Raw genomic sequence first — 12517 nt, 5'->3', positions numbered from 1 at the left:
GTTTGCGTCGTTCAATCCTGTCAGGCACGGGACATCCCCGTCAGCCATCCTTGCCCAGCCCCTCGAGCAGTGGTACGAACCGAACCGGACGAAGTTCATCATAGTCGAAACCCTGTTCGGTACGGCGCACCCGGATCAAGGTCTGAACCGTGTCCGACTGCCCCACGGGCAAAACCATGATACCCCCGATCTTGAGCTGCGCCAAGAGCGGGCCGGGCGCATCTTCTGCCGCAGCAGTAACGATGATCCGGTCGAAGGGCGCCTGATCTGGCAGACCGAAAGAACCGTCGGCGGTCATGGTGGTGATATTGACCAACTGTAATTGCTGAAACACCAATTGCGCGGCACGCACCAGCCGGGCGTGGCGGTCGACCGTATAGACCCGACGCGCCAGTTTCGCCAAGATCGCCGCCTGGTAGCCCGATCCGGTACCGACCTCGAGCACCTTGTCGCGCGGCGTAACCTCAAGCGCCTGTGTCATCAGCCCCACCACCGAGGGCTGGCTGATGGTCTGGCCGCAGGCGATGGGCAGGGGCATATCCTCATAGGCGCGTCCCGAGAACAGGCCCCGCACGAACAGGCCGCGATCCACCTCTTCCATCGCCGCCAGCACCCGTTTGTCGGTCACCCCCTTGGAGCGGAGCGCGAAAAGGAACTGCATCTTGGTTTCGGGATCGGGGCCGCTCATAAGGTCGCCTGCAAGGCCTCCAGCGCATCGTCGGCGGTCAGGTCCGCGCGCATCGGCGTGACCGAGACATAACCGTCAAGATTGGCCGCCGCATCGGTGCCCGGCGCGGTACGCTGCTGCTGGTCGCCGCCCTTGATCCAAAGGAACCGTTTGCCCGCGGGCGACAGATGCGGCTCGGCGGAAAACCGCGTACCCTCGCGAAAGCCCTGGCGCACGGCTTGGATTCCCTTGACCTCGGCCGCGGGGACGGGCGGGAAATTGACGTTGTAGAATAGCCGGTAATCCGGCCGTTCGTCAGGCCAGGTGTCGAGGATACGCCGTATCACCTGCGCCCCATGGCTTCGGGCAATCTCGAAGGGGTCGGTGCGGCCATAGTTGCGCGGGCCAAAGAATTGCGAGAGCGCGATGGCGGGCAAGCCCTGCAGCGCCGCCTCCATCGCGCCCCCCAGGGTACCGGAATAGAGCGCGTTCTCGGCGGCATTGTTGCCCCGGTTCACACCGGACAGCACGAGATCGGGCAGCGCCTCTTTCATCACGTCATGCAGGCCCGCCAGAACGCAGTCGGCGGGAGAGCCTTCGGCGGCAAAGCGGCGCTCGCCCAGGCGCGCGATGAGCATCGGATGGGTATAGCTGATGCAATGGCCGACACCGGATTGCTCGAACGCAGGCGCAACGATCCAGACCTCGCCCTCCGGCCCCGCCAGTTCCTCGGCCACCTGCTCCAGCGCCGCCAGCCCCGGCGCGTTGATCCCGTCGTCATTGGTGATGAGTATGCGCATGTCGCCCCGCCCTGTTTGGCCCTTGATAGACGCCCCTCCACCGCGCGGCAAGCGCGCGCCGACGGACTGTTGCACGCCTGCGGCACCTGTGCCCTGCCTGCTATAAAAACCCCTTACGAGGAAACCCGTTCAGCTCGCGGCGAACGCCCAGAATTTCGCCGAAATTCTGGCACAAAAAATGGGACATTTTTTGCCACCGCCCGGGGCACGCGCTCAGCGCCTGCGATCCGCCGGAAACACGAAACAGCGGTCGCGCCGGATGGTCAGCCACATCACCCGCCCTGTTTCAGGGATGAACACATTGGGCACCGTGGCCTTCAGCAGCGACCCGTCGAAATCCATGCGAAACTCCACAAGGCTCTCGCTGCCCAGAAACCGTGCCCGTTCGACCACCCCGCGCGCGGCGACGCCGTCGCTGGGCGTCGGCAGCGGTCCTTTGCCACCCCGGTCGAAATCCAGCTTCACATGCTGCGGCCGGAACACGATATCGACCTCGGTGCGGTCCGGGATACCCGGAGCGAGGAACTGGCCAAAGGGCGTCTGCGCTAGTGCGCCGGTGACAGTTGCCCGCAGAACGTTGATATCGCTGAAGAAGGCAACCGCCGCCCGGTCCGCGGGCCGGGTATAGACGTTATATGGCGCGCCCTGCTGCACGATCCGACCACCACGCATCAGCGCGATCTCGTCAGCCATGCGCATCGCCTCTTCCGGCTCATGCGTGACCAGCAGCACCGCCGCATCCTCTTCCTTGAGCAGCGCCAGCGTGTCGTCGCGGATGCCGTCGCGCAACCGGTTGTCGAGCCCCGAGAACGGCTCGTCCATCAACATGATGCGCGGCCGCGGCGCCAGCGCGCGCGCCAGCGCCACCCGCTGCTGTTCACCGCCCGAAAGCTGATGCGGATAGCTGTCGATATGACCGCCCAGCGATACCCGCGCCAGCAGTTCCTCGACACGGGCGCGCTTCTCTTCGCGGCTGCCTTTCAGGCCAAAAGCGACGTTCCCCGCCACGCTCAGATGGGGAAACAGCGCGAAATCCTGGAACATCAGCCCGATCGCGCGCCGCTCTGGCGGCACACGGAACACGGTGTCGCAGATCAGCTTGCCGTCCACGTAGATCTCGCCGCTGTCCTGCATCTCGACCCCGGCGATCATCCGCAGGGTGGTGGACTTGCCGCAACCCGACGGGCCCAGCAGACAGGTCACCTGCCCCGCGCGAATGTGCAGCGACACGTCATCGACGACCCGGCGCCCGTCAAAGACGCGCACCAGATTGCGGATCTCCAATCGTGGAGGTGTCTGTCCTGCGTTCACCTGCCGGGCCTCGCTGCCTATCCCAAGCCTTTTGGTCGGGAGTTGGTCCGGGGATAACAACCCCGCCCCCGCTGCGCAAGGCGGGACGCGTCAGCAGCAGCCACCGGATACCGCGGGCGCCGCGGCCTCAAGCCCGTTGAACGGCGACGCGCCACCGCATCCGGCAAAGATGCCGTAATGGGTCGAGAAATCGCCGATGAACTGGAAATGCGGCGCAAACCGTGTCTCGGCCAGCATCCGCCATGTGTTGCCGCAAACCGGAAACACCTTGCCGGTCTCGATGACGTGATGATCATCCAGCACGAACTCATGCGGCGCATGCGGCACCGTGCCCTTGTAGATCACCGCCTGTCCGTAATCCTCGCAATCAGGCTCAAGCCCGGCAAGGTTGAACAGCCGGTAGGTCGCCGACAGAAAGCGGATCGGGCCGACGCGGCGTTCCAGCTCAGGGTTCTCGATGGTCAGCAACCGGCTTTCGACCATGCGCGGATCGCCGAAACCGGCACCGCGCGCCAGGGTCAGGAAATCGTTCCAGTAAAGCGCCCCCGACAGGCATTCGCCATATAGCACCTCGTCGCGCGCCAGCGCCTCGGGGATGCGCCGGTCGGCATAGACATCCGAGAAATACATCTCGCCTCCCGGCTTCAACAGCCGCTGCGCACCACGCAGCACCGCCGCCTTGTCGGTAGCAAGATTGAGCACGCAGTTCGACACGATGATGTCGAACGAGCCAGGCTCCAGCGGCAACTCGTCCAGCTTTTCGATATAACCCTGGTGAAACGCGGTATTGGGCGCGCCGTGACCGAATACCTCGGCATGATAAGCCTGATGGGACCGCGCCACCGCCAGCTGCGCGGGCGTCATATCGACGCCGATCACCGCGCCGCTTTCGCCCACCAGCGCCGACAGCGCATAGACATCGCGCCCGGCACCACAGCCCAGATCGAGGATGCGCGCGCCCTCCAGCGCCAGCGGCGCGATCAGCCCGCAACCGTAATAGCGCGCCATCACCTCGTCATGCAGCTTGCCCAACACCGGCTTCAGATGCGCAGGCACCGCGTCGGGGGTACAACATGCATTGGTCTGCAAATCGGCGCTGCTTTGCAGCACCTCTCCATAATAGCTCTGCACTGCTTCGTGAGTCATGTCACACCCTCCTGGCCATCCGTCCCTGACCTAACCCGCGCCGCAAACATAGACAACGGCGCCGCACCCTCTCTGAACCAAGCGTGATCGCCCTTCATTTCGCCCAAAATACTCCGGGGGAGTCCGCAGGACGGGGGCAGCGCCCCCTGCCCGCTCACTCAAGCAGGGCAAAGCTTCCGGCGGCGCGTACCCGCCCATTGACCTGCACCTCGACCCGGTGGGGTCCGGGCACCAGGGTAAAGGTGCTGGCGTCTCCCTTCAGCTTGTGAAGCTTGGACAGATGCAGACGCCCGCCGCTCAGCCGCCCCTGTTTCAACTTGTGAACCTTGGCCGAGATCTTGCCGCCTGGGCGCTGGAAATGCACGATATAGTCGACCAGCACCGGCACGTCCAACGCGCCGCTCAGGGTCACGCCGATCTCGACCGCGTCGCCGATCCGGGCCTCTCCGGGCAGGTTCAGCGCCACGTCAAGTGCCGCGTCGGGATCATAGCCCAGTGCCGCCATGGCGCCCGGGTGCCCTGCCTTGACCAGACCGCGCAGCGCGTGACCGGTCATCCAGCTGAGCTCCTCGGGCCGTTGCCGCCCCGCCTCGCGCCAGTCCGCCAGCCGGGTCAGCACCAGATCGGGGGCCTTCTTGGAGATATCGTTGAGGTGATTGGCAACCGAGCGGGTGACATAGCGGGTGGGATCGCCGTGCAACCGATCAAGCAACGGCAGCGCCGCCTCCAGATCCAGTGACACGCCCAACCCCCAGGGCAGCCGCGGGCGGGTGCCTTCGCTGGTGAGCCGGCGCACGTGATAGCTGTCGTGATCGCACCACAGCTCCATCCGTGCCAGCACCTGATCCGGCCAGCGGTTCAGAAAGGGGCGGATCGCCCATTCCATCGAAAACCGCTGCGTCAGCTCTGCCAGCACATCAAGCGCAAGGTCGGGATGCTCTATCCCCACCGCCGCGACCCATTCCCCCAGCGGGGCAAAGATGAAATCGCCGAAATCATCATCTGACAGCGTCGGATCCAGTGGCGGCGGCAGCGCCCGCAGGATCACCGGCGCCACCTCGGGCAATTCGCCCGGCACAGCCTCGGCCAGGCAGGCCGCTATCCAGTCGATCCGCGCCTTCAGTTCCAGCTCGGGCAACCGCGCCATCACCCGCGCCTGAAACCCGGGCGCGTCAAAGCCGGGACCGTCGAACAACCCGGCCAGATAGGCCACCTTGTCCGCGTTGAAGAGCTGATCCTTGAGCGAAAACCCCTGCGTCATGCCTTACATCGTCAGATTGGTGCCGCCGCCATCCAGCAGCAGGTTCTGGCCGACGATGAACCCCGCATGCTGCGAGCAGAGAAAGGCGCAGGCGGCGCCAAATTCCTCGGGCGTGCCATAGCGCCGGGCGGGAATGGTGGCGGCGCGCTCGGCCCGCGCGGCGTCAAGCGAGATGCCCTTTTGCTCTGCCACCGGGCCGTCCAGCGCATTGGCGCGGTCGGTGGCATGGATGCCGGGCAGCAGGTTGTTGATCGTCACGCCATGTGGCGCCACCTGACGCGAGGTGCCCGCGACATAGCCCGTCAGACCGGTGCGGGCGGCGTTGGACAGGCCCAGCGCCGGGATCGGCGCGCGCACCGATTGCGAGGTGATGTTGACCACCCGGCCCCAGCCCTTGTCGATCATGCCGGGCAACAGCGCCTTCATAAAGGCGATGGGCGTCAACATGTTGGCGTCCAGCGCGCGGATGAAATCGTCGCGGTCCCAGTCCGACCACAGGCCCGGCGGCGGGCCGCCCGCATTGGTGACCAGGATATCGACACCCTGGGCCGCCTCGATCACCTGCGCCTGACCCGCCTCGGAGGTGACGTCGCAGGCGACGGTGGTCACGGTCACCCCATGCGCGCCGCGAATCGCCTCGGCTGCCGCCTCCAGCGCGTCGGCGCCGCGCGCGTTCATCACCAGATCGACACCTGCCGCCGCCAGCGCCTTGGCACAGCCCAGGCCCAAACCCTTGGACGAGGCGCAGACCAGCGCCCGCTTGCCGGAAATCCCCAGATCCATATCGCGTTCTCCCCTCATGCTCTGTTGTCCGGAGCTAACATCATTTGCCCGCACTTCACCACCCGAGCGGCGGATCCACGCCACATTTTCGGTGCATGCTCTGTTGAAGCGTCCAACCGGGTGCTAGACTTTCTTTCAACCGGTACCCTGTTAACCAACATCCGGACCATCTCCGTGACCCGATACGCCCCGATCCAATCCGTTCCCGTTTACCTTGCCGAGGATTTCTCGGTGACCAATGGCGCCAATCTGGGCGATGCGGTTGCCCCGATGGACGAGCTGATGCTGGACGATGTCTATGGCATGGCGACAGACGCGCGGACCTGGCGGCTGGGTATCGAGGCCATGGAGGACGGCGGGTTCCGGATCGCCGGGGACACCGAGACCGGGCAGCCGGGCGCCGCGCTGCATCTGGATTGCGCGCTGAGCCTGATGAGTCCCGACGGCCATACCACCGACGCCATCGTGCTGGTCGAACTCGACACGACCGGCCATATCGCCGAGCTCTACCTGTTGCCGCTGGCACCTCTGCTGCCCAAGACCGACTATACGCTGGTGGGCGTTGACCGCGACCGCGCAGGCCAGAAATTCGCCCAGGTCGCCTGTGTCTCGTTCACCCGTGGCACCCATATCACGCTGGGGTCAGGCGCGCAGGTCCGCATCGAGGACCTGAAGGTCGGCGACCGGGTGCTGACCCGTGACGACGGTGTGCGCGAGGTGCGCTGGATCGGTCAGACCACGGTGCGGGCAATGGGCGAATTTGCCCCCATCGTGATCCGCGCCGGCACGCTGAACAATGAAAATGACTTGGTGGTCAGCCCCGATCACCGGCTCTTTGTCTATCAGCGCCGTGACGAGATCGGCGTCGGCCGGCCGGAACTGCTGGTCAAGGCCCGGCATCTGGTCAATGGCGATACCGTGTTCGTGCAAGAGGGCGGTTTTGTCGACTATTTCCAGCTGCTGTTCGACCGCCATCACATCATCTATGCCGAGGGGATCGCGGCCGAAACCATGCTGCTCGACCCGCGCACCCGGCCCACCCTGCCGCAAGAGATGCTGGAACAGGTCAGCCCGCTGCTGGATCAGCATGCAAGTGGCGAGGGACACGGGATGGATGTGGCCAAGGCGCTGCTCGACCGGCCCGATGCAATCGACCTCTTGAAACGCGCCTCGACCAAACGCTGAGCGTCACGCCAGCGTTGATCTGTCTGGCCGGGTCGCTCACGGCATCGCGACCGCCACGACGCCCCCTGCGTCTTGACCTGTTGCCCTCTCTGCTTATCCTGCCGCGACCCGTGAACAGGAGAAGCCTCATGCCGTTGCGCCCCTTCCCCCTTTTTGTCGCCCTGTTTACCGCAAGCGCGGCGCTGGCCCATAGCGGCGTCAGCAACCCGGCGGTCAAGGCGCGGATGCACGCGATGATGCAGATCGCCGACAATACCAAGATCCTGGGCGCCATGGCCAAGGGCGAGGCTGCGTTCGATGCTGACGAGGCCCGGGCCGCCGCCGCCGCCATTGCCGCCCACGCCGCCAGCGTGCCGACCCTTTTCATGGCCGAAGAGCACGATCCGAAATCCGAGGCCCTGCCCGCGATCTGGCAGGATTTCGACACCTTCGGCCAGAGGTCCGAGGCACTGACACTGGCCGCCGCCGAGGCGGCCGGAACCATCGAGACCGAGGCCGATCTGAAACCGGCGCTCGCCCGGATCGGCGGCACCTGCAAATCCTGTCACCAGGATTTCCGCAAACCCTCATAAACGCGCATTCTTGCAAGGGCGGCGCAACCTGATATACGCGCCTGCATGTTGGATATCGCCTCGAACCGCCCTGCTTTGCCGCCCGAGATCGCGCGGCGCCGCACCTTTGCCATCATCTCGCATCCCGATGCGGGCAAGACCACGCTGACCGAAAAGTTCCTGCTGTTCGGCGGCGCGATCCAGATGGCCGGACAGGTGCGCGCCAAGGGCGAGGCACGGCGCACGCGCTCGGACTTCATGCAGATGGAAAAGGACCGGGGCATCTCGGTCTCGGCCTCGGCAATGTCGTTCGATTACAAGACGTTCCGGTTCAATCTTGTCGACACGCCCGGCCACTCGGACTTTTCCGAGGACACCTATCGCACGCTGACGGCGGTGGATGCGGCGGTGATGGTGATCGACGGCGCCAAGGGGGTCGAGAGCCAGACGCAGAAACTGTTCGAGGTCTGCCGCCTGCGCGACCTGCCGATCCTGACCTTCTGCAACAAGATGGACCGCGAAAGCCGCGACACGTTCGAGATCATCGACGAGATCCAGGAGATGCTGGCGATCGACGTGACGCCCGCAAGCTGGCCCATCGGCCAGGGCCGCGATTTCATCGGCTGTTACGACATCCTGCGCGACCGGCTGGAACTGATGGACCGCGCCGACCGTAACAAGGTTGCAGAAAGCATTGAAATTAATGGGCTTGACGACCCCAAGCTGGCGCAGCACGTGCCCGCGCATCTTCTGGAGAAGCTGCACGAGGAACTGGAAATGGCCCGCGAGCTTTTGCCCGCGCTCGATCCGCAGGCAGTGCTCGAAGGCCATATGACACCGATCTGGTTCGGCTCGGCGATCAACTCGTTCGGGGTCAAGGAACTGATGGACGGGATCGGCAATTACGGTCCGGAACCCCAGGTGCAAAGCGCCGAGCCAAGGAAGATTTCGCCCGAGGAACCAAAGGTTTCCGGGTTCGTCTTCAAGGTTCAGGCGAACATGGACCCCAAGCATCGTGACCGGGTTGCCTTTGTCCGCATGGCCTCGGGACATTTCAAGCGCGGCATGAAGCTGACCCATGTGCGCACCAAGAAACCGATGGCGGTATCGAACCCGGTGCTGTTCCTCGCCTCGGACCGGGAACTGGCGGACGAGGCCTGGGCCGGCGATATCATCGGCATCCCCAACCACGGGCAATTGCGCATCGGCGACACCCTGACCGAGGGCGAGGCGCTGCGGGTGACCGGCATCCCCTCGTTCGCGCCGGAACTGTTGCAGGGCGTACGCGCGGGCGACCCGATGAAGGCCAAGCACCTGGAAAAGGCGCTGATGCAATTTGCCGAGGAAGGCGCCGCCAAGGTGTTCAAGCCGATGATCGGCTCGGGCTTTATCGTGGGCGTCGTTGGCGCGCTGCAATTCGAGGTGCTGGCCAGCCGGATCGAGCTGGAATATGGCCTGCCGGTGCGGTTCGACGGCTCGCAATTCACCAGCGCCCGCTGGGTCGCGGGCGACAAGGCGGCGATGGACAAGTTCATCAACGCCAACAAGCAGCATATCGCCCATGACCATGACGGCGACGTTGTCTATCTGACGCGGCTGCAATGGGATATCGACCGGGTGATCCGCGATTACCCCGAGCTGAAGCTGACCGCGACCAAGGAGATGATGGTCTGACCGGCGGCGGGCCTAGCCCTCGTCGCCCTTGTAATAGCCGATGACATCGCCGTCGGTCGTGCAACCCAGACCGTTCAGCAAGCGGTTCGAATAGTTGAAATAGGCGCAGACCTGGTTGACCTCCAGGATCTCGCCATCGTCGCAGCCTGCCAGTTTCAGCGCCTCGAAATCCGATCTGACCATCCTGCCGACCCCGGTGGTCAGCTTGGCGGCATAGCGCAACAGGGCCAGTTCCTTGCCCTCGAACACGTCCTCGGGGCGCTGCGCCTTGAGCGCGATGAAAATGCGGTCGGATCGCGGCTGATCCCGGAGCAGGTTGCGCACGTTCATGAAATGATGGGTCAGCGAATAGGTACAGTCGTTCAGGATCGAGGTATAGCTGGCCACGACTTCGAGAAACCAGAACGGCAAGGTATTGTCGTCGGAGTGCAGGACCGAGCGATACAAGGTGACATGACCGTTCATCGTTTCGGGGCGCAGCGAATGCACCCGCATCACGGTGTCGACCGTGCCATGGGGCGTGCGCGCCCGGTCGAGCAGCTCTTTCAGGCGCCCATCCGCCGCGTCATCCCCGATCATCTCGATCCAAGCGCTCATCTCGTATCTCCCTTGCCGCTGTTCAACGCCAGCAGCCCTTGCTAGCATCTTCGCATGCAAGAGGCCAATATGCTTGACCATAAGGAAAACCTGCACGCCGGAGCGGTCAACCTGCTGACCCGGTGCGGCGGCTTGTCGGCCGGGGACTCGGTCTTGATCGTGCGCGAACCGCCGGGTCTCGGATACTACCGCGAATGCATCGTGGATGGGCTGACGCAAGCGGCGGCAAGTCTCGGGATCCGTGCCACGGTCGTTCAGGCCCCGTTCACGGAAACCGCGACCGCGCCGGACGAGGCGCTGGTCACCGCGATGCGGGCGGCGGATCTGACCGTGTTTCTGGCGCGGCTGGGCGATCAGCTCAGGTTTCAGGACCTGCCGGGCGCCATACGCGCCATCGTGTGCTATGCGCTGGACGGGATCATGCTGGGATCGGGTTTTGGTCGGCTGGACCACGCGGCGATGGTGCAACTGCGCGACCGTATCGACAACGCGATGGGACAGGCCCGGAGCATAACGGTCACCTGCCCTGCCGGAACCGATTTCACCGGCCATGTCGCGCCGATTGACGCAAAGCCCAAGGACACCAACACGATCCGGTTTCCGCTGTCGGTGCATTCCCCGGTGCCTGCCATGAACTTCAGCGGCCGGATCGCGCAACGTGGGTTCCTGGTCGGAACGGGATCACGCTTCTATCAGCCCTATGCCTGTGCGCTTGAGGACGTGCTGTTCGTCGAAATCGAAGGCAACCGGATCACCGGGTTTTCCGGCACCACATCGGATGTGGCCCGCGCCAGGGCGCATTATCGCGGGATCGGTGAAAGATACGGTATCGACCCCTATTTCGTCCATTCCTGGCATTGCGGCATCCATCCCGGTTGTGCGTTCCGGGACCCGGCGCGGGACAGTTTCGAACGCTGGAGCGGCAGCGCCTTTGGCAACCCGCGGCTGTTGCACGTGCATACCTGCGGCGCCTATGCGCCGGGTGAGATCTCGCTCAACATCCTCGACCCGACAATCACCGCCGACGGTATCGCCCTGTGGCAGGCCGGTCGGCTGGTGCCCGAGGCCATTCCGGGGGCAACCGAGATCCTCGACCGTCACCCGGAGCTGCGCGCCGCTTATGACGCGCCCGCGCAAGACTGCGGGCTTGGGCCGGAGGGGGCCTTAAGCTTCGTCTGAGGTCTCGGCGGCAATCACCTTGTCCACCTTGGACCGGAACCGCATCGCACCGGCATCCAGACCGAGGTTCATATAAGGCGTCTTGCGGTTTTTCATGCCCTCATGCACCGCCTCCAGCACCGCCTTGTCCTCGTTGAATGCCATCGTCGCGCCTTCGAACATCCGCTTGTTGATGGCCTCGTCGCCCGGATCGGTGTTGCGGTGCTGAAACCAGAAATACAGCGAATTGTCGGCATCGACCGGCGTGATGAAGTTATAGGAGATGTTCAGATAGGCGTCGTCGGGCAGGATGGCGTCGGGCCCGCCGGTGCCCGCGCGGGTGTAAACGCTCATGTTGATCGCGGTGGATGGCAGGCGGCATTCGTAATGCTGCTTGCGGTCGGTATTGTCGCCAAAGGCCAGCATCGCCCGGTAATAGGGCGGCGCCGGTTCCGCCATGATCCAGCGCGACACGATGACCCCGTCGTCCAGCTCTTCGATATCCAGCGGGCGGCTGTCGGTCCCTGCCCCGGCAAAGCTGGTGACATGGACCCAGGCGACGTGGCTGGGATCAAGCAGGTTGTCAATCACGTAGAGATAGTTGCAGGCAATATCGAGCGCGCCACGCTCGGTCCGGCCCCAGGCGGGATTGTCGAAATTGGGGATCTCCATGATCGGTCCCGGTTCCCGGTCGCCCATCCAGATCCAGAGAAACCCATAGCGATCCGCAACCGGATAGCTGCGCACGCGGGCGCGTTTGGGGATCGGGTCGCCCTGGGTCGGGGCCGAGACACAGGCCCCCGAGCAATCGAAGGTCAGCCCGTGATAGCCGCATTCCACCGTATCGCCCTTGAGATTGCCCATCGACAGCGGCAGTTTCCGGTGCGGGCAGGCATCCTCCAGCGCGGCCGGGGTTCCATCGGTTTTCCGGTAGAATACGATCGCCTCATCCAGCAGCCTGAGCGGTTTGAGCCGGTCGGTGAAATCTTCGCTGCGCCCGGCGACATACCAGGTGTTGCGGATGAAACGGTCCGATTGCATCAGCTGCCTCCCTTGAACGTGTCATAGGCCTTGAGCGCCTTGGCGGAATAGGCATAGGACGGCCCGCCGCCCATATAGGTCGCCATGGCCAGCGCCTCGCACAGTTCAGGCCGGGTCAGGCCAAGGCGGATCAGGGATTTGACATGAAACCCGATGCAACTGTCGCAGCGGGTTGCGATGGCGATGCCCAGCGCCATGATCTCCTTGGTCTTTTCGTCGAGCGCGCCGGATTTCTTGGCGGCGGCGCCCATGATTCCGAACCCCTTGACCGTCTCGGGTATCTCGGGGTTCAGCACCGCGATATCCGCAACGATTCCGTCCATGAAGGCTTCCCAGTCCATTC

The 12517-nt window shown here is 64.3% G+C and carries 13 protein-coding genes; 4 read left to right on the top strand and 9 right to left on the bottom strand.

Going from position 1 to position 12517, the window contains the following annotated elements:
* Positions 1 to 40: 40 nt before the first annotated feature.
* The 6 genes from MB818_RS13745 to MB818_RS13720 all read right to left on the bottom strand — a co-directional run bounded on the left by MB818_RS13745 (position 41) and on the right by MB818_RS13720 (position 5968).
* Positions 41 to 688 (bottom strand): protein-L-isoaspartate(D-aspartate) O-methyltransferase, encoded by a 648-nt coding sequence (locus MB818_RS13745; RefSeq protein ID WP_234166170.1) that lies wholly within the window; start codon positions 686 to 688, stop codon positions 41 to 43.
* A complete protein-coding gene (surE, locus tag MB818_RS13740; protein ID WP_234136183.1) occupies positions 685 to 1467 on the bottom strand; it encodes a 5'/3'-nucleotidase SurE in 783 nt (260 codons plus the stop codon). The genes MB818_RS13745 and surE overlap by 4 nt, the downstream gene beginning before the upstream one ends.
* A 213-nt stretch (positions 1468 to 1680) precedes the next feature.
* Positions 1681 to 2778 (bottom strand): ABC transporter ATP-binding protein, encoded by a 1098-nt coding sequence (locus tag MB818_RS13735; RefSeq protein WP_234136182.1) that lies wholly within the window; start codon positions 2776 to 2778, stop codon positions 1681 to 1683.
* 90 nt (positions 2779 to 2868) lie between these two features.
* Positions 2869 to 3924, bottom strand: a complete 1056-nt coding sequence (locus MB818_RS13730) for a methyltransferase domain-containing protein (protein ID WP_234136181.1) — start codon at positions 3922 to 3924, stop codon at positions 2869 to 2871.
* 154 nt (positions 3925 to 4078) lie between these two features.
* Positions 4079 to 5185 (bottom strand): YhaZ family DNA alkylation repair protein, encoded by a 1107-nt coding sequence (locus tag MB818_RS13725; protein ID WP_238905438.1) that lies wholly within the window; start codon positions 5183 to 5185, stop codon positions 4079 to 4081.
* A 3-nt stretch (positions 5186 to 5188) separates the two neighbouring features.
* Positions 5189 to 5968: an SDR family oxidoreductase gene (locus MB818_RS13720; RefSeq protein WP_234166166.1), complete on the bottom strand. Its 780-nt coding sequence runs from the start codon at positions 5966 to 5968 to the stop codon at positions 5189 to 5191.
* Between the two features lie 168 nt (positions 5969 to 6136).
* Here MB818_RS13720 and MB818_RS13715 point away from each other — a divergent pair, with 168 nt between their 5' ends.
* From MB818_RS13715 to MB818_RS13705, 3 genes are all read left to right on the top strand, one after another.
* The gene (locus tag MB818_RS13715; protein ID WP_238905496.1) at positions 6137 to 7153 is read left to right on the top strand and encodes a Hint domain-containing protein; all 1017 of its coding nucleotides are present in this window, start codon (positions 6137 to 6139) and stop codon (positions 7151 to 7153) included.
* A gap of 128 nt (positions 7154 to 7281) precedes the next feature.
* Complete coding sequence (locus MB818_RS13710) at positions 7282 to 7725, top strand: c-type cytochrome (RefSeq protein ID WP_238905436.1); 444 nt, start codon at positions 7282 to 7284, stop codon at positions 7723 to 7725.
* Positions 7726 to 7770: 45 nt separating this feature from the next.
* Positions 7771 to 9378, top strand: coding sequence for a peptide chain release factor 3 (locus MB818_RS13705; RefSeq protein ID WP_234136178.1), 1608 nt, complete (start codon positions 7771 to 7773; stop codon positions 9376 to 9378).
* 12 nt (positions 9379 to 9390) lie between these two features.
* On the opposite strand, the gene MB818_RS13700 is transcribed toward MB818_RS13705, so the two are convergent.
* Positions 9391 to 9975, bottom strand: coding sequence for a carboxymuconolactone decarboxylase family protein (locus MB818_RS13700; RefSeq protein WP_234136177.1), 585 nt, complete (start codon positions 9973 to 9975; stop codon positions 9391 to 9393).
* A 69-nt stretch (positions 9976 to 10044) separates the two neighbouring features.
* On the opposite strand from MB818_RS13700, the gene MB818_RS13695 reads away from it, so the two are divergent.
* The gene (locus MB818_RS13695) at positions 10045 to 11154 is read left to right on the top strand and encodes a hypothetical protein (RefSeq protein ID WP_234215956.1); all 1110 of its coding nucleotides are present in this window, start codon (positions 10045 to 10047) and stop codon (positions 11152 to 11154) included.
* Here MB818_RS13695 and MB818_RS13690 read toward each other — a convergent pair.
* A complete protein-coding gene (locus tag MB818_RS13690) occupies positions 11140 to 12174 on the bottom strand; it encodes an aromatic ring-hydroxylating dioxygenase subunit alpha (protein ID WP_234136175.1) in 1035 nt (344 codons plus the stop codon). The genes MB818_RS13695 and MB818_RS13690 overlap by 15 nt on opposite strands.
* Entirely contained in the window at positions 12174 to 12515 is a 342-nt protein-coding gene (locus MB818_RS13685) for a carboxymuconolactone decarboxylase family protein (protein ID WP_234143556.1), read from the bottom strand. Before MB818_RS13685 ends, MB818_RS13690 begins: the two co-directional genes overlap by 1 nt.
* Positions 12516 to 12517 lie beyond the last annotated feature (2 nt).

The sequence above is a fragment of the Ruegeria alba genome, from assembly GCF_022321465.1.
Classification (GTDB): Bacteria; Pseudomonadota; Alphaproteobacteria; order Rhodobacterales; family Rhodobacteraceae; genus Ruegeria_B; species Ruegeria_B alba.
Note: the sequence above shows the minus strand (reverse complement) of the source record. Positions and strands in the feature narration are given on the sequence as shown.